The following is a 16,336-nucleotide window of genomic DNA, read 5'->3' on the forward strand; positions in this document are numbered from 1 at the left end:
GTGGGCAGATTTCGCCCTCACCACCCGACGCGGGGGGAACTCATGAAGCGCGCACTCAGCCTCATCGCCCTGGCGGCCGTCGCCTGCACGAACCGGGCGGCCACCTACTCGGGAGACACGTCCAGCGGCGCGGACACCGCCCGCGCCGCCTCCTCGGGTGCGGCGATCTCGCCCTCCCAGCTCTCGCCCGAGCAGGTGCGGCTCGTCCAGCGGTCGCTCATCGACCGCGGCTTCGCGGTGGACCCGACCGGCAACTTCGACGATCGGACCCAGACGGCGCTGGGCGACTTCCAGCGCGCGCGCGGCCTGCCGGCCACCGCCGCCCTCGATCGGCCCACGCTGGACGCGCTCGGCCTCGACCCGCGCGAGGTGACGCCGCCGGGCGGCCGCGCGGCGGCCCCGGCCAGCGGCCCCGCGACCGAGGAGGGGACGGGCGCCGGCACCGGTCAGACGCCCGGGGTCAGCCCGTACGATCCGGCGAACTCGGGGCAGCCCGACTCGAGCCACCCCAGCCGCGACGGGGACGACACGGACAAGTGACCGCCCCGGGCGAGGGGCGAGCAGGCTGCGGGGGCGGGATGGGGAGGGCGGCGCGGCGGCGCTTGTCAGGCCGGCCCCCGCTCTCTACATTCCGGCCGCATGTCGACCGCGAGCTACGAGGCCCTGAAGAAGTTCTTCGAGACGTCGGCGGCGGCGCGCAAGGCCACGCGCCCGCTCCACGACGCGGCGGAGGTCGCGCTGCAGCTCGACGGCGGGCCGGCGCACTTCAAGGTCGAGGGCGGGAAGGCGCAGGTCCACGAGGGACCGGCCGTGAACCCCGACTTCACGCTCCACCTCCCCGACGGCGCCGTGAAGCGCATCACCTCGCTCCCCAGCGACGACGTGGGCGAGTTCGGGGTCGAGTTCTTCAAGCTGGTGCTGGAGAAGGATCCGGCGCTCAAGGCCAGGGTCAAGATCGACGCGCCGACCGGCCAGCTCCTGTCGCACGGCTACCTGAGCGTGCTGGCGCAGGGCGGGATGAAGGTCACCTGGTGGCTGCTCAAGAACGGCGTGAAGAACCCCAAGGCGGCCATCGACCGGCTGCGCCACGGGTAGCGCGCGCCGCGGCGCGCCCGCGGACGCCTCACCGCGCGCCGCGCGCGTCCCGCTCGAAGGCGCAGCGCGCCGCGGCGTCCTCCGCCTGCGCGCGGAGCGCGGACGCCGGCGGCGCGGCGCGGGCCAGCGCGCGGAAGGCGGCGATCCCGGCCTCGGCCTGACCGGCCCGGCAGAGCGCCTCGGCCGCCAGGCGCCGGGCCTCCTCCTCGAGCTCGGGGCCCGGCAGCGCGCCGGGATCGAGCCGGCGCAGCGCCTCGATCGCCAGCTCCGGCGCGCCGCCCGCCAGCCGGGCGCGCGCGAGCAGGTACCGCGCCAGCGGCGCGTCGCTCCCGGCGAGGCGCGCCACCGCGCCGGGGGCGCCGGGGCCGCCCAGGAGCCACGGCGTCACCGCCTGCGCCAGCGGCGCGTCGCGGGCCGCCGCCAGCTTCGCGTCGAGGGCGCGCGCCTCGGCGCCCGCGGGGTGGGCGAGCGCGCGCGCCGCCCGGTAGCGGGCCGCCGCCGCCGCGCCGTCCCCCGCCCCGAGGCGCAGGTCGCCGAGCTGCTCGAGCAGCGAGGCGCGCAGCGCGCTCCGGCCGCCCGCCGCCTCGGCGCGGCCGAGCGCCTCCGCGAGCAGCGCCTCCGCGCGCGCCGGCTCGCCGGCGGCGCGCCACGCCTCGGCGGCCCCGCGCAGCCAGGCCGGATCCCCGCCCGAGAGCGAGGAGGCGCGGCGCAGGAGCCGCTCGGCCGCGGCGGCGCGGCCGCGGGCGGCGTCGCGCGCCGCCTCGACCTCCAGGTCCGCCACCTCGCGGGCGCAGACGCGGGAGAAGAGGCTGCCGCGCTCGAACCGCGCCTCGGCCTGGGCCGCGAGCGCGGGCGGCACGCTCACCCCGTCGAGGAACGCCTGCCACTCGGCCTCGAGCGCCGGCAGCGAGCGGCCCAGGGCGCGCGGCACGTCGTCCTCCGCGTAGGCCGCCAGCACCGCGGCCGACCCGTAGCGATCGAGCAGGAAGCGGAGGAAGCTCCCGGCGGCGGTGTACGCCCGGGCCGGCGCGGCGCTCCAGAAGCCGGCCGGGCCGAGCAGCGACGCGAGCGGCGGCAGCCGGCCCTGGTCGCGCAGGGCGCGGGTCCAGGCGTGGACGTCGAACGGGCCCGCCGGCACCTCCACCGCCACCGCCAGCCCCTCGGTGAGCCCGGCGTCGACGAGGAGCAGCTTCCGCGCCGGCACGCCGAGCAGCCCCGGCGCGGCGGCGCTGGCGAGCGCGTGCACGAGCTCGTGCCGGAGCACCGGGTGCGGCACGCCCTGGTCGTGGACGTGGATCTCCGCCAGCCACGGCTTCGTGAAGCTGGTGTGACCGGCCCCGACGAGCCGCCGCTTCTCCTCGGCGCTCCGGTACAGCCAGACCGTGGCGCGCGGCGCCCGCGCGAGCCCGAGCGCGCGCGCCACCGCGGCCGCGTCGTACTCGCAGTCGAGCAGGAGCCGCTCGGCCTCCTCGGCGCTCTTCTCGCGCGGCAGGTGGACCGTGCAGCGCGCGCCCTCCCGCACCGCGCCCAGCGCGCCCGCCAGCTCCGCCCGCGTGGCGGTGCCGCCGCCGAGCGCGCGCGCGCCGAGGGCCGCCAGCGCCGCGAGCGCCAGCGCGAGGGCGGCCCAGGCGCGGCGGCGGGGGTCGCGCTGCGCCTGCCAGAGCGCCCCCGCCGCGAGCGCGGCGCAGGTCCAGGCCAGGGTGCCGGCCCGGAAGAGCAGGAGCCGGCGGTCCACCGCCAGCGCCTCGTCGTAGAGCGGGCCGGGCCAGACGCCGAGGAGGTGGTCGAGCGCGGAGGCGGAGGGGCCGAAGTACCCGGCGGCGAGCGTGCCGAGGAGCGAGGCCGCCGCGACGAGCGCGTAGAGGAGGGCCGCGCGGCGGCGGCGGCCGGCCGCGGCCAGCCCGCACGCGACGCCGAGCGCCGCGGCGAGCAGGGCCGAGGGGGCGGCCACCAGCGCGAACAGCGCGGCGCCGGCGAGCGGCCGGCACGGGGTGGCGAGCGCCGCGCGGGCGGCCGAGGCCGAGAAGAGGAGCGCCTGGAGCCCGAGGAGGACCATCGCAGCGGCGGCGAAGGGGCGGAGGATCGGGGCGCGCGGCGCCGCCCCCGGGGCGAACCCGGCCCCGCCGCGGCGCGCGGCGGCGGCCGCCAGGGCCCGCCGCGCCGCCGCGATCCCGAGCGCCGGCCCGACGAGGAGGGCCGAGAGGAGCGCCGCCGCGAGCCCCAGCTCGAACCCGGGCACCTCGAGCAGGGGGAGGGCGCCCCCCGCCGCCCCGAGGAGGGTCAGCGCGGCCGCCGCCGCCCACACCCACCGCGCGTGGAGCAGGGAGGCGATGTGGTCGGCGGTGCGCCCCTCGTTCATGCCCGGGACCTGCGATACCATGCCGCGCGATGACGGAACACCGCCAGCACCCGCGCGCTCCGATCGAGCTCGAGGTCGGCTACAAGCGCCTCAACAGCTTCTTCGCCGAGTACACGAAGAACATCTCGAAGGGCGGCACGTTCATCAAGACGAAGAAGCCGCTGCCGGCCGGCACGCGCTTCCTGTTCAAGCTGCAGGTGCCGTCCCGCCCGGAGCCGTTCGAGATCGAGGGCGAGGTGGTGCGGGCCGACGAGCCCGGCGACGAGCCCGGGATGGCCATCCGCTTCGTCTGGCAGGATCAGACGGCGCGGCTGGCGTTCGAGGCGAGCGTGGAGCGGCTCATGGTCGGCAGCCTCGGCCCGCAGGTGGCGGCCGAGCTGCTCAAGCCCGAGCGCGGCTAATCCCGCGCCGCGTCGCCCTCGAAGGTGACGCGGTCGCCCGCCGCGACGCCGTGGGCCGCGCTCCAGCCGCCGTTCACCTCCAGCACGTAGCGGCTCGGCCGGCCGGGCGTCCGCGGCGCGGTGGAGTGCGGCTCGGCGCGCTCCACGATCCCGACCACGGTCTTCCCCTCGTCGATGAAGATCATGTCGAGCGGGATGAGCGTGTTCTTCATCCAGAACGCGTGGACGGCCGTGTCGGGGAACACGAACAGCATGCCCTCGTCCGGTCCGAGCCGCTCGCGGAACATGAGCCCGCGGGCGAGCTGGGCCTCGCCGCGGGCCAGCTCGACCGCGACCGCGCTCACCCGGCCGGAGGGGCTCTCGATGAGCACGCGGGGCGGGGCGGAGGCGGCGTCGGCGCCGCGCCCGGCGGGCGGGCCGGGCGCGCGGCAGGCCGCGAGGGCGAGGGCGAGCCCCACCGCGGCCGCGCCTGCGGGGGTGAAGCTCACTGCAGCGGGACGGCGCAGTACTTGGAGAAGGAGCCGGCGCCCGAGCTGGCGCCGCCGAGGTACGTGGCCTTCTGCTGGTCGGTCAGCGTGGCGAGGAACGCGTCGTCGAGCACGACGGCCCGGCAGACGAGGCCGGTGTCCGAGGGCGAGCAGTCCGCGTCGCCCACGCAGGGCTTCGAGCAGTACGGGTTGTTCTTCGCCTTCCCCGCGAGCGGCGCGGAGGAGGCGATGCAGACGAGGTTGTCACACTGCGTGTTGCCGGACTCGAGGTAGTCGCCGGCGAGCGTCGCGGGGAGCTGCAAGGAGAAGTCGCAGTGGGAGCCCACGTCGGGCGCCTGGCAACCGGCGAGGGCGAGGGCGAGGGCGGCAGCGGCCGTGGCGACGGTGCGCATCGCGGCGAAGGGTTAGCACGCGAAACCGGCACCAGCAAGGGAGCGCCGGTGCGCGAGATGTGCGCAACGACCCCACGCCGCGGCGCGCGTCCAGTCCCTTGCCAAGGGGACCTTCCGTTGCCCGTCCCGGGAACTCGTACTAGCATGCGACCCGTGGCTTGACCGGCGGGATACCCTTGGATCTACCAAGACATACATACACCTTCCTCGCCCTCCTGCTCGCCCCGCTCGCAGCCCTGGGGCAGGCGCAAGAGCCGCCGGGCCTCGATCTCTCGCAGCCGCAGCCGGAGAGCGCGCGCCCCGCGGACGAGGCGGCCCGGGCGAGGAAGAGCGAACCCGTCGTGCCGCTGGCGGCCGGCGAGAGCGACGTGGCGCTGGGCGACCGCGTGAAGGCGGTGCAGCGCAAGGGCTTCATGAAGGCGCACCGGCTGGAGCTCGGCCTCGCCTTCCCGGCCACCGTCAACGACGCCTTCTACGAGAAGGTCGGGTTCGGCGGGAAGCTCGCCTACAACTTCGAGGACAGCTTCGCGCTCGCGCTGCGCGGCGCCTACTACACCCAGCTGCGCTCGAACCACGTGCGGGAGGCCAAGGCGGCCTTCTCGAGCCAGCTGCTCCAGAGCGAGCTCAACGGGCAGCTCATGCTCGACGGCATCTGGTCGCCGGTGTACGGCAAGGTGGCCTGGCTCGGCTCCTCCATCGTCCACTTCGACGTCTACCTCCTGGCCGGCTTCGGCGGGGTCTGGAGCGCCACCAGCTCGGCGCCGCGCAAGGAGGGGCCGCACATCGCCACCGACTTCGGCGGCGGCATCCGCTTCTACCCGAAGAGCTGGCTCGCCATCGACGGCGGGCTCATCGCGACGCTCTACCCGGACCAGCCGGTGACCCAGGCGCCGAGCACGGTCCAGAAGGTGGTGGCCGCGCAGCTCGGCGTGTCCATCTTCTGGCCCTTCACCTTCGAGTACGTCTACCCATGACCTCGCGCGCCGCCACCGCCCTCGCGTGCGCCGTCGCGCTCGCCGCCCTCGCCCCGCGCGCGGCCCGCGCCAGCGCCGCCGACGCCTTCGAGAACAAGGTGAAGCCGGTCTCGGGGCAGCTCTACCAGAAGGGCGGGAAGCTCGAGCTGACCGCGCTGGGCGCGCTCTCGGTCGACGACGCCTTCTTCTCGAAGTACCAGGGCGGGGCGAAGCTCGCCTACCACTTCAACGACTACTTCGCGCTCGGGCTGACGGGCTCCGCCGGCACGTCCAGCCCCACCGGCTCGACCTCCATCTGCCCGCTCAACAAGACCTGCACCTCCGCCAGCGCCGCGCAGCTGTACCAGGTGCCCGGCGACATCAAGTGGATCACCGGCCTCGAGCTCGAGTTCTCGCCCATCTACGGCAAGCTCAACGTCTTCGCGGAGAAGGCGCTCCACTTCGACCTCTCGCTCCTGGCGGGCGCGGACCTCGTCAGCTACCGCGACGTGCTGAAGCCCGCGGACGCCAACAGCGGGCAGGTGCCCGGCAACGCCACCTCTCCCGGCGGCCACGTGGGCCTCGGCGCGCGCGTCTTCTTCGCGCGCTTCATGGCGCTCCGGCTCGAGATCAAGGACGTCATCTACTCGGTCCCGCACCTCTCCTCGGGCAACCTCCAGACCCAGCTCATGGCCGAGGCCGGGCTCTCCTTCTTCGTCCCGGTCGTCCATCGCGACGACACGTGAACGGGTGAGGCCCATGACACCGCATCTGCTCCGCTCGCTCGCCCTCGCCGCCGCCGCCGCCGTCCTCGCCGGCGCGCTGCCCGCCTCGGCGCAGCTCGGGATGGACCTCGTCCCGGACGAGAAGAAGGCGCAGGACAAGAAGGCCCAGCCGAAGAAGGCGCCCGAGGCGAAGCGCCCGCCGGCGCCCACCACGCTCCCCGAGCTCGACATCGGCGCAGCCGGGGCGAAGAAGGGCGAGGCGCCGCGCCGGATGGCGGCGGCGAACCAGGTGTTCCAGCGCGGCGACTTCGACACCGCCGCGCTCGCCTACGACGCCATCCTCCGCGACCCGGCGCTCTCCGAGGCGCACGACGAGGCGCGCTACCAGCTCGCGAAGAGCCTGTACCGGCTTGGGCTGTACCACTCCTCGCTGGCGCAGCTCGACCTCATCCTCCAGCGCGGCCCCCAGGGCACGAAGTACTTCCACAACGCGCTCGAGTGGCTGTTCCAGGTGGGCAAGAAGACCGTCAACGAGGACGTCATCGTCAACGAGGTGGCCCGCTACGCGAACGGCGCGTTCCCGCCCTCCTCGCAGGACGCCTTCACGTACCTCCTCGCGCGGTACTCCTACGAGCGCGGCCACGCGCTCGACGAGGCCGGCCGCCCGGCCGAGGCGAAGAAGGCGTACGACGAGGTGCGCCGCCTCACGGTGCAGGTGCGGCCCGAGGCGGGAGCGCGGCCGCCCGCGCACCCGGCCGGCGACGAGCCGCGCCTCGACGAGGCCGACCTGTACGCGCGCGCCCGCTTCCTGGACGGGCTCGTCCAGTACGCCGAGGGGAACGGCCAGTCGGCGGTGGAGTCGTTCAAGGAGGTGGTGCGGCTCACGAACCCGAAGCGCGGCCGCGCCCCCGACCCCCGCGTCCGCGAGCAGGCGTTCCTGCAGCTCGCCCGCATCCACTACGAGCACAAGCAGAACCGCTACGCGATCTTCTACTACGACAAGATGCCGTGGGGCGGCGACAGCTGGCTCGAGGGGCTGTGGGAGGCCTCCTACGCGCACTACCGCATCGGCGACTACGAGAAGGCGCTCGGCAACCTCCTCACGCTCCAGTCGCCCTACTTCCGCGACGCCTGGTTCCCCGAGTCCTGGATCCTGAAGGCCATCATCTACTACGAGAACTGCCGCTACCCCGAGGCGCGCGCGATCCTCGACGAGTTCCACGGTGGGTACGAGGGTCTCCTGGCCGAGCTCGACCGGATCACCGGCCAGCGCAGCCAGCCCGCGGCCTTCTACGATCTGCTCGAGGACGCCGAGCGGGGGCGCGCCCAGGGCTCCGCCCAGCTGCGCCGCATCCTGAAGCTCGCCCTCACCGACCGCGACGTGAAGCGGCTCCACGACACCATCCTCGAGGTCGAGGGTGAGATGGACCGCGGGCTGGGCGGCCGCCGCGAGGCGTTCCGCGGCTCGTCGCTGGCGAAGGACCTCCGCGCCCAGCTCGAGGCCGAGCGCGGCCGGCTGGTGGACGAGGCCGGCGCCCGCGCCCGCGCCAAGCTCGAGTACGAGCGCGACGCCCTGAAGGACCTGCTGCAGCAGGCGCTCCGCATCAAGATCGAGGTCTCGCGCCAGGAGCGCCAGGCGCTCGAGGGGGCGCTGACCCGCGGCGGCCCGGTGGACGTCCTGAAGGACTACCGCTACTCCACCGCCGTCTCGGACGAGCACCTGTACTGGCCGTATGACGGCGAGTTCTGGCGCGACGAGCTCGGCACGTACACGTACACCCTCACGAAGGGGTGCCGCGACGTCGCCGCGCGCGAGGCGCGCTAGCTCCGGGGAAACGCGCATGGCCCGACGCATCTGCTCCCTCCTGCTCGCGTGCGCGCTGGCGATTGCACCCCGAGTGAGAGCGGACGACCCGCGTCCGCCGGCCGCCGCCGCCGCGACCGCCAAGGACGCCGGCCTCGGGAAGCGGCGCTCGCTCGCGCCCGACGCGTCGCTCGCCGGCTCCATCGAGGCGAAGGGGCGCGCCGCCGAGCCGGCCGGCCCGCGCCTCGACTTCGACACCTTCCGCTTCGCCATCGAGGGTCAGGTCTCCGGCAAGCGCCGCGAGGAGATGGCCGACCTCGAGCAGCTCATCCGGCTGGGCGGCTCGGCCCAGGAGCTCCCCGGCTGGCTGTTCCGGCTGGCCGAGCTGCACTGGGAGGAGGCGCAGTACCTCTTCTTCGAGGCCAACCGCCGCGACGACGCCCTCGGCCAGGCGAAGGGCGATCCGGCCCGGGTCGAGCGGCTGCGCGCGGAGAAGAAGGACCTCGAGGAGCGCTCGCGCGGGGAGCAGGCGCAGGCCATCGCGCGCTACCGCGAGATCGCGAAGCGCTTCCCGAACTACCCCCGCCTCGACGAGGTGGTCTTCTTCCTGGGCGAGAACCTGTGGAAGCAGAACCGCCGCAAGGACGCGCTCGAGGCGTACAAGGTCCTCATCCAGCGCTTCCCGAAGTCGCGCTACGTGCCGGACGCCTGGATGGCCTTCGGCGAGCACTACTTCGACACCGCGGACAAGGGGAACCGGAAGGAGACGCTGAAGAAGGCGCTCGAGACCTACCGGCGCGCCGCCGCCTACACCGAGTCGAGCGTCTACGGGTACGCGCTCTACAAGCAGGCGTGGGTGCACTACAACCTCGGCGACTGGACCGAGGCGCTCGACCTCTTCAAGGCGGTCATCTTCTTCGGCGACCTCCCCACTTCGACGGTGGCGCCGGACAAGAAGCTCGCGCTCGCCCGCGAGGCCCGGAAGGACTACGTCCGCACCTACAGCCACGTCGGCTCGCCCAAGGCGGCGCCGGACGACTTCGCGCGGGTGGGGGGCAAGGACGCCCGCGACATGCTCAAGTCGCTGGCGACGCTCTACTACGACGAGGGCAAGGACCGCGACGCCATCCTGGTCTACCACGGGCTCATCGTGGCCGATCCGGCCGCGCTCGACGCGCCGGGCTTCCAGGCGCGCATCGTCACCTGCGCCGGCCGCATGGGGAAGAAGGACCTGGCCGTGCAGCAGGCGGGCGTCTTCGTCGAGATGCTGCAGGCGGCCGAGAAGCGGGGCGGCGACGAGGCGGCGCGGCGGTCGCTCGAGGGAGCCCGCAAGGACGCCGAGAACACCCTCCGCACCCTGGCGGTCCAGTATCACGCGGAGTTCAAGAAGACGCGCGAGGACGCGGTGGCCTCGCTGGCCGCCGAGCTGTACCGGCTCCACCTCGGGCTCTTCCCGGACGCGCGGCAGGCGTACGAGATGCGCTTCTTCCACGCCGAGCTGCTCTACGCGCTGGAGAAGTTCCAGGCGGCCGGCGACGAGTACCTGCGGGTGGCCGACCTCGACGCCCGCCGGATGGAGAAGCCGGGCGAGGACGGCAAGCCGCAGAAGCCGGGGAAGTTCCTCCTCGACGCGCTGGAGAGCGCCGTCCAGTCCTACGACGTGGTGGCCAAGCGCGCCGAGGCCACCGAGAAGCGGCCGCAGGGGGCCGAGGCGCGCGGGCGCCTGCCCATCCCGAAGGAGAAGCAGCAGCTCGTCGACGCCTGCCAGCGCTACCTCGCGCTCGCCCCGCGCGGCGAGAAGGCGGTCGAGGTCTCCTACAAGGCGGCCAACGTCTACTACCGGTACAACGCCTTCCCCGAGGCGCAGAAGCTGTTCGCCGACATCGCCGACCACCACCCGCGCCACGACCTGGCGCGCTACGCCGCCAACCTGGCGCTCGACGCGTACAACCTCCAGGGCGACTGGCGCGGCATGAACGCCGCCGCCAAGCGCTTCTGGCAGAACGGCGAGCTCATGCGGGCGCAGCCGGCCCTGCGCGAGGACCTCTCCAAGGTCATCGAGCAGAGCGGCTTCAAGCTCATCGAGGAGCTGGAGCGGTCGGGGCGCCCCGGCGAGGCGGCCGACGCCTACCTCGCCTTCGCCCGCGACTGGCCCGCCTCGCGCCTCGCGCCGACGGCGCTGTACGACGCCTCGGTCGACCTCGCCAAGGCCGGGCGGCTGGAGCGCGCGCTGGCGGTCCGCGAGCAGCTCGTGCAGCGCTACCCGCAGGATCCGCTGGTGCCGAAGGTGGGCCTCGCGAGCGCGCAGGACCGCGAGGCGGTGGGCGACTTCGACCGCGCCGCCGAGGGGTACGAGCGGTACTACCAGGGGTGGCGCCGCGCGGCCGGGGTGGCCGCCGCGCCCGCCAGGAAGCACGGGAAGCGCGGCGCCCACGCGCCGCCGCCCGCGCCGGCCGGGGACGCCGCCGGCTACGCGGAGGACAAGGCGCGCGACGCGCTCTACAACGCGGGCGTGCTCCGCGAGGGGCTCGCCGAGTACGGCCGCGCGGAGGCGGACCGGACGCAGTACGTCGAGACCTGGCCCGCTTCGCCCGACGCGGCGCGCGTCTTCCTGTCCCTGGCCGACCTGGCCGGCCGCCAGGGCGCGGTCTCGAAGGAGCTGCGCGTCCTGGAGGAGTACCAGCAGCGGTACGTGAAGGACCCCACCGAGTGGCTCGCGGTGCAGGACCGGATCGCGCGGCTCTTCCGGAAGGCGGGCAACGCCGCCGGGGAGCGGCGCGCCCACGAGCAGGCGCTCGCGTACTGGCAGCCGCGGCGGGGCCAGGTCGGCGAGCGCGGGCTGGCGGTGGTGGCCGAGGCGCAGGTCCTCGCGCTCGAGCCCGCCTTCGAGGCGTACGACCGGATCGACTTCGCCGTCCCGGCGCGCCTCTCGCCGCAGCGGCAGGTGAAGTGGCTGAAGGGCCAGGCGGAGCTGAAGAGCGCGCGCCTGCTCGAGCTGCAGAAGCGCTACACGGCGGTGGTCGAGACCAAGCAGGCCGAGCCGGCGGTGTGCGCCCTCTACAAGATCGGGCTCGCCTACAAGCGCTTCGCGCACGCGTTCCAGACCGCGCCGGTGCCGAAGGAGCTCCGGCAGAACAAGGCGTTCGCCGAGGAGTACCGCGCGCAGCTGAGGCAGCTCGCCGAGGCGCCCGAGAAGAAGGCGGTCGAGGCGCTCGAGTACGCCATGACGAAGTCGCGCGAGCTGGGCGTCTCGAACGCCTGCTCGCGCGCGGCCACCGAGATCCTGACCCACTACAAGCCCGATCTGTACGGGCCGCCGCTGGAGCAGGTCCCCCCGCTCGCCGCGCCGCGGGCCCCGGGGCGCGCGAGCGGCCACGGGCTGCTCACGGCGCTGTACCTGCCGCCCGGGCCCGAGGCCGCGGCGCCGGTCGAGCCGGGCCCGGCGCTCCCGCCGCTCGGCGCGCGCGCGGAGCCGGCGGCGACGCCGGCGCGCGACCCGGACCTCCAGCTCGACGAGCCCGAGGAGGTGCGCCCCGGCGCCGTCGCGCCGCGCGACCCCTCGCCGCCGCCGCCGATCAAGGACGAGGATCTCCTGCCATGAGGCGCGCGCTCTCCATGACCCTCCGCCTCGCGCTGCCGCTCGCGGGCGCGCTCCTCGCCTGCGCCGGCGGCGGCGGCAGCGCGCCGCGCGCCGGCGGCCGCCCCGACGCGACCTCGACCTCGACCTCGAACGGGAGAGCGACCTCGGGCTCGGGCTCGGGCTCGACGGGCGCCAGGGCCGGCAGCTCGACCGCGACCGCGAGCCGTCCGCCCGCCCCGCCGCGCCGGGAGCTCTCGCCGCGCGGCCAGCGCCTCTTCGACGAGGCGCTGGCGGCGGCGGAGGAGCAGAAGCGGCTCAAGGTCCCGACCGACTGGGAGACCCTGGAGCGGCGCTGGCGCGCGGTGACCGAGGCCGAGCCGGTCCCGGAGGCCTGGTTCAACCTCGGCGTGGCGCTGGAACACCGCGGCCGCCCCGGCGAGGCGCGCGCGGCCTACCAGCGCGCGCTCGAGCTCGAGCCACGCCTCGCGCCGGCGGCGGCGAACCTGCTCCTGCTCGACGAGCCCAAGGACCCGGCCCTGGCGGCCCAGCGGTGGAGCGAGCTCGCGCGCCGCCACCCGGACGACGCCGTCTCGCGGGCGCGGCTGGCCGCGCTCTACGAGGCGGCCGGCCAGCGCGACGAGGCGTGGAAGCTCGCCCGCGAGGCGCTCCTGCGCGATCCGCGGGCGGTGGGCGCCTACAAGGTCATGATGCGGGTGGCGCTCGGCCGCGGGAAGCCCGACCTGGCGCACCTGCTCGCCGTGAAGGCGCGCAAGCTCGACCCCGCCGACGCGGAGATCGTCTCCTTCGTGGGGGACGTGCTCGCGGCCGAGAAGGACCGCCCCGGGGCCGTGGCGCAGTGGCGGAAGGCGATCGCGCTCGACGAAGGGTACGTGCCCGCCCGCTACGCGCTGCTCGCCGACGCCTTCGGGAAGCAGCACTGGGAGGGCGTGGCCGAGCACGCGCGCGCCATCCTGCGCTCCGACCCCGACCCGCGCGTGCAGCTCGCCCTGGGGGTGGCGCTCCGCTACCTCGGCAAGCCCGACCAGGCGCTCGCGGCCTACGACCAGGCCGAGAAGCTCGGCGCCGGCAAGCTGCCCGAGGTGCACCTCGCGCGCGGCGTGGCGCTCATGAAGTCGAAGGAGCAGTGCGAGCCGGCACTCGCCGAGCTGCGGCGCTACGTGGTCGCGGCCGGCCCGGCCGCCGCGAGCGAGGGCCCGGCCATGCGCCTCACCCGCGAGTGCGAGCAGATCGTGCTCGCCGGCCGGCAGGCGGAGGAGGCGGCGCGCGAGCTGAAGGCGGAGGCCGACCGCGAGGCCGCCCGCAAGGCCGCCCAGCCGGCGAAGGAGCCGCGCCCGGCCGGGGCTCGAGGCCCCGAGGCGACCCCCGCCGCGAAGCCGGTACCCCCGGCGAGCGGGGCAGGGACCGTGCCCTCGCCCGGTCCTGCGTCCACCCCGACGGCGGATGGGCGATGAACCCCGACAAGGTGGCCGAGGTGAGCACGGGTGTTGCTATCCCCATGGAAAACCCGGTGCTACGCTCCCTGTCACGGAGAAGAGGGACAAGAGGGACACCGATGCGAAAGCGGCTTCTTCTGACGGTCCTCGCCTTTCCCCTGTTCGCCTTCGGACAGGAGAAGCAACCGCCTGAACCCCGGGTGGAGTACGAAAAGAAGACGGTCATCAACTTCGACGACGACACGATCCAGGGTGACCTGACGCGCCCCGATGGAGAGTATGTCGAGGCGCGCAAGCGGGTGAACCACTCGAACTTGATCAAGATCCGCGAAGAGTGGCGCGACAAGGTGAAGCAGTCCGCCGCCGACCTCTGAGCGAGCGCTCCGATGCCTACTCCCCTCACCCTCGAGGTCTACCGCGGCGACGAGCTGGTCCGGACCGAGCGCTTCACGCGCGAGATCATCAAGATCGGCCGGCTCGCCTCGGCGCACCTGTGCCTCGAGGACGAGCGGATCTCGCGCATCCACTCGGTGATCGAGGTGGGGGCCGAGGGCGTCTCCATCATCGACATGGGGAGCGCCGAGGGGACGTTCGTCAACGGCAAGCGGGTGAGCAAGGGCTCGCTGAAGCACGGCGACGAGATCAAGCTCGGCGGCCTGCGCATCGTGGTGGCGGGGGACGGCAGCCCCGCCGCGGGGCCGAAGAACCGCGCGCTCGAGGTCCCCGCCCAGGCGGCCGCCCGGGCGCTCCCCGCCGCGCACGCCAACGGCCAGCACGCCAACGGGCAGCACGCCAACGGGCACCCGCACAACGGACACGCGCCGAACGGCCACGCGGTGGCCCCGCTCCAGACCTCGGCCGGCGCCGCGCTCGCGCTCCGCGCCGCCGAGCCGGCGCCCGCGCAGGCCGCGCAGGCCGCGGTTGCGCCCGCGCCCGCCCGGCCGGCGCGCCCGGCGCTGGCGCTCGCGCGCCCCATCGACGAGGAGCCGGTGGAGGAGGGCGCCCCCGACCTCGGCGTGGAGCTCCGCGTCCTCTGGGGCGACGCGCTCCTCGACGCCGGCACCTTCGTCGCCCCGAAGCAGCCGGTCCTGGTGGGCGAGGGGCCGCGCTGTCACTTCCGCCTCTCCGGGCCCGACCTCCCCACCTCCGACTTCCCCATCCTCCGCCACGAGGGCGGCGAGTACCGCTTCCTCTTCGCGCGCGGCATGCGCGGCGGCGTGGAGGACGGCGGCAAGCTCCGCACCTTCGGCGAGCTGGTGAAGTCCCGCGCCGCCTCGCAGGACGAGGCGGTCGAGGGCGCGTGGTCGGTGCCGGTGCCGCGCGCCGGGGCCGCTCGCGCCGAGCTGGGCAGCGGGCTGTGCGTCGAGGCGCGCTTCCGCCGGCCGCCCAAGGCCGCGGTGGTGCCCTGGTGGGAGCGGCTCGACTACCGCTACCTCAACCTGCTCCTCGTGCTGCTCTTCCTGCAGGGCGGGTTCGTGGTGGCGGCGAAGACCACCACCCGCGACATGGACCTCGTGCAGGACGACCTCGCCAAGGGCCAGCAGCGGATGGCGAAGTTCGTGATGAAGGCGCCCGAGCAGCAGCCCAAGGTGAACCCCTACCTCGAGAAGCTGAAGAGCGATCTCCGCAAGGAGCAGCCGGGGGAGATGGCCGAGCGCCACAAGGGCGACGAGGGCCAGATGGGCAAGAAGGACGCGCCCAAGACGAACGGCCGCTCCGCGCCGAAGGCCATCGACCCGAACGCGAAGGAGCTGGTGAAGAACTCGGGGCTGCTGGCCGCGCTCGGCAAGGGCCGCGGCACCGGCGGGCTCTCCACCGTCTTCGGTCAGGGCGGCCTGGGCGGCGACCTCAAGGGCGCCATCGGCAACATGTACGGCCCGGTGGTGGGCGACAGCCGCGGCGTCGGCGGGCTCGGCCTCAAGGGCACCGGGACCGGCGGCGGCGGCGCGGGCGAGACCATCGGCATCGGCGCGGTGGGCACGAAGGGGCGCGGCGGCGGGCTCGGCGGCTACGGCTCCGGCGTGGGCGGCCTCGGCGCCAAGCGCGACCGCGACGTCGCCATCGCCACCGGCGAGACCAAGGTCCTCGGCGCCATCGACCCGGAGCTCATCCGCAAGGTCATCCGCGACCACGCCGACCAGGTCCGGTACTGCTACGAGCAGCAGCTCACGCTCAACCCGAAGCTCGGCGGCAAGGTGGCCATCAAGTGGCAGATCAACGCCGACGGCCGCGCCTCGGCCACCCTCCTCGACCCGAGCGTCCCCATCGACTCGGACGGCCTGCGCACGGTGGGCGAGTGCATCATGAGCCGCATCCGGACGTGGGAGTTCCCCAAGCCCAAGGGCGGTGGCATGGCGATCGTCACCTATCCGTGGATCCTGCGCAGCTCCGGCTCGGGCTCGGCAGGATAGGATGGCACGCGTGACCCGCATCCACTCCAGACCCCTCCTCGCCGCGCTCCTCGCGATCTCCCTCCTCCCGGCCCTCGCGGCGGCGCAGGAGGCGGCGCCGCCCATGCCGGAGGATCCGCGCGCGCCCCGCTTCAAGGAGGTGGAGCGCGGGTTCTTCACCGGCTTCGAGGTGGGCTACCTCTCGCTCTTCAAGACCCCCACCGCCGACCCGGTGAAGTTCCCGTTCGCCGGCGCCGGCGGCGGCACCGCCAGCGGGATGCTGGTCGGCGCCACGCTCGGCTACGACGTGTCGAGCCGCGTGGCGGTGTCGCTCTTCGCGCTGGGCGGCAACGCGCGCGCCAGCGTCTCGTACGGAGCGTTCAGCGTGCTCGCGGCCGGGCTCGACCTGCGGGTGGCGCTCCTCGGCGCGAGCGACAAGTACGGGGTGGAGCGGCTGCACGTGTACCTGCACGGGCGCGGCGGCGGCCTCCTCACCACGCCCGAGGGGCTGCTCGGGCACACCGACGTCTACCTCGCCGGCGGACCGGGGGTGGAGTACTTCACGCACCTGCGCCACTTCGCGGTCGGCCTCGCCGCCGACGTCGCCTACCTGACGAAGGCCAAGGCGGCCGGGCTCGCCATCACCCCGACCGTCCGTTACACCTTCTAGGCGGCTGCGGCTTCCTGCACCTTCC

Annotated in this window: 14 protein-coding genes; 11 read left to right on the forward strand and 3 right to left on the reverse strand. The window is 74.6% G+C overall.

What is annotated here, in order from left to right:
• The first annotated feature begins 42 nt into the window (after positions 1–42).
• Positions 43–540 carry a peptidoglycan-binding domain-containing protein gene (locus tag HWY08_RS03315; RefSeq protein WP_176062944.1) on the forward strand — a complete coding sequence of 166 codons (498 nt, stop codon included), beginning with the start codon at positions 43–45 and terminating at the stop codon, positions 538–540.
• 99 nt (positions 541–639) lie between these two features.
• Positions 640–1,095, forward strand: a complete 456-nt coding sequence (locus HWY08_RS03320; RefSeq protein ID WP_176062946.1) for an AAA family ATPase — start codon at positions 640–642, stop codon at positions 1,093–1,095.
• A gap of 28 nt (positions 1,096–1,123) precedes the next feature.
• Here HWY08_RS03320 and HWY08_RS03325 read toward each other — a convergent pair whose 3' ends face one another.
• Positions 1,124–3,454: a type VI secretion system protein gene (locus HWY08_RS03325; protein WP_176062948.1), complete on the reverse strand. Its 2,331-nt coding sequence runs from the start codon at positions 3,452–3,454 to the stop codon at positions 1,124–1,126.
• Between the two features lie 29 nt (positions 3,455–3,483).
• On the opposite strand from HWY08_RS03325, the gene HWY08_RS03330 reads away from it, so the two are divergent.
• A complete protein-coding gene (locus HWY08_RS03330; RefSeq protein ID WP_176062950.1) occupies positions 3,484–3,855 on the forward strand; it encodes a TIGR02266 family protein in 372 nt (123 codons plus the stop codon).
• Here the strand turns inward: HWY08_RS03330 and HWY08_RS03335 are convergent.
• On the reverse strand, positions 3,852–4,313 hold the full coding sequence (locus HWY08_RS03335) for a DUF192 domain-containing protein (RefSeq protein ID WP_235969430.1): 462 nt from the start codon (positions 4,311–4,313) through the stop codon (positions 3,852–3,854). The two genes, HWY08_RS03330 and HWY08_RS03335, sit on opposite strands and share 4 nt — an antisense overlap.
• A 26-nt stretch (positions 4,314–4,339) precedes the next feature.
• Complete coding sequence (gene cglC, locus HWY08_RS03340; RefSeq protein ID WP_176062954.1) at positions 4,340–4,735, reverse strand: adventurous gliding motility lipoprotein CglC; 396 nt, start codon at positions 4,733–4,735, stop codon at positions 4,340–4,342.
• A gap of 158 nt (positions 4,736–4,893) precedes the next feature.
• Between cglC and HWY08_RS03345 the strand changes: the two genes are divergently transcribed.
• Genes HWY08_RS03345 through cglE form a run of 8 tightly spaced genes read left to right on the forward strand, consistent with a single transcriptional unit; the run spans position 4,894 to position 16,311 of the window.
• Complete coding sequence (locus HWY08_RS03345; RefSeq protein ID WP_235969431.1) at positions 4,894–5,709, forward strand: outer membrane beta-barrel domain-containing protein; 816 nt, start codon at positions 4,894–4,896, stop codon at positions 5,707–5,709.
• A complete protein-coding gene (locus tag HWY08_RS03350; RefSeq protein WP_176062956.1) occupies positions 5,706–6,434 on the forward strand; it encodes an outer membrane beta-barrel domain-containing protein in 729 nt (242 codons plus the stop codon). Before HWY08_RS03345 ends, HWY08_RS03350 begins: the two co-directional genes overlap by 4 nt.
• A 13-nt stretch (positions 6,435–6,447) precedes the next feature.
• On the forward strand, positions 6,448–8,238 hold the full coding sequence (gene gltC / locus HWY08_RS03355) for an adventurous gliding motility protein GltC (protein WP_235969432.1): 1,791 nt from the start codon (positions 6,448–6,450) through the stop codon (positions 8,236–8,238).
• A gap of 16 nt (positions 8,239–8,254) precedes the next feature.
• Positions 8,255–11,818: a tetratricopeptide repeat protein gene (locus HWY08_RS03360; RefSeq protein ID WP_176062958.1), complete on the forward strand. Its 3,564-nt coding sequence runs from the start codon at positions 8,255–8,257 to the stop codon at positions 11,816–11,818.
• 14 nt (positions 11,819–11,832) lie between these two features.
• Positions 11,833–13,269 (forward strand): adventurous gliding motility TPR repeat lipoprotein GltE, encoded by a 1,437-nt coding sequence (gene gltE / locus HWY08_RS03365; protein ID WP_235969433.1) that lies wholly within the window; start codon positions 11,833–11,835, stop codon positions 13,267–13,269.
• The gene (gene cglF, locus HWY08_RS03370) at positions 13,266–13,625 is read left to right on the forward strand and encodes an adventurous gliding motility protein CglF (RefSeq protein WP_235969434.1); all 360 of its coding nucleotides are present in this window, start codon (positions 13,266–13,268) and stop codon (positions 13,623–13,625) included. The genes gltE and cglF overlap by 4 nt, the downstream gene beginning before the upstream one ends.
• Positions 13,626–13,637: 12 nt before the next feature.
• Positions 13,638–15,662 (forward strand): adventurous gliding motility protein GltG, encoded by a 2,025-nt coding sequence (gene gltG, locus HWY08_RS03375; protein ID WP_176062960.1) that lies wholly within the window; start codon positions 13,638–13,640, stop codon positions 15,660–15,662.
• A gap of 10 nt (positions 15,663–15,672) precedes the next feature.
• On the forward strand, positions 15,673–16,311 hold the full coding sequence (gene cglE, locus HWY08_RS03380) for an adventurous gliding motility protein CglE (RefSeq protein WP_235969435.1): 639 nt from the start codon (positions 15,673–15,675) through the stop codon (positions 16,309–16,311).
• Positions 16,312–16,336: the final 25 nt, after the last annotated feature.

Source organism: Anaeromyxobacter diazotrophicus, assembly GCF_013340205.1.
Classification (GTDB): Bacteria; Myxococcota; Myxococcia; order Myxococcales; family Anaeromyxobacteraceae; genus Anaeromyxobacter_A; species Anaeromyxobacter_A diazotrophicus.

Bases quoted from the DNA above. Each gene is read 5' to 3' on its own strand.
- HWY08_RS03330 (WP_176062950.1), top strand. From the start codon at position 3,484: ATGACGGAACACCGCCAGCACCCGCGCGCTCCGATCGAGCTCGAGGTC.
- HWY08_RS03315 (WP_176062944.1), top strand. From the start codon at position 43: ATGAAGCGCGCACTCAGCCTCATCGCCCTGGCGGCCGTCGCCTGCACG.
- gltG (WP_176062960.1), top strand. From the start codon at position 13,638: ATGCCTACTCCCCTCACCCTCGAGGTCTACCGCGGCGACGAGCTGGTC.
- gltC (WP_235969432.1), top strand. From the start codon at position 6,448: ATGACACCGCATCTGCTCCGCTCGCTCGCCCTCGCCGCCGCCGCCGCC.
- HWY08_RS03320 (WP_176062946.1), top strand. From the start codon at position 640: ATGTCGACCGCGAGCTACGAGGCCCTGAAGAAGTTCTTCGAGACGTCG.
- cglF (WP_235969434.1), top strand. From the start codon at position 13,266: ATGAACCCCGACAAGGTGGCCGAGGTGAGCACGGGTGTTGCTATCCCC.
- HWY08_RS03325 (WP_176062948.1), bottom strand. From the start codon at position 3,454: ATGAACGAGGGGCGCACCGCCGACCACATCGCCTCCCTGCTCCACGCG.
- gltE (WP_235969433.1), top strand. From the start codon at position 11,833: ATGACCCTCCGCCTCGCGCTGCCGCTCGCGGGCGCGCTCCTCGCCTGC.
- HWY08_RS03360 (WP_176062958.1), top strand. From the start codon at position 8,255: ATGGCCCGACGCATCTGCTCCCTCCTGCTCGCGTGCGCGCTGGCGATT.
- cglC (WP_176062954.1), bottom strand. From the start codon at position 4,735: ATGCGCACCGTCGCCACGGCCGCTGCCGCCCTCGCCCTCGCCCTCGCC.
- HWY08_RS03350 (WP_176062956.1), top strand. From the start codon at position 5,706: ATGACCTCGCGCGCCGCCACCGCCCTCGCGTGCGCCGTCGCGCTCGCC.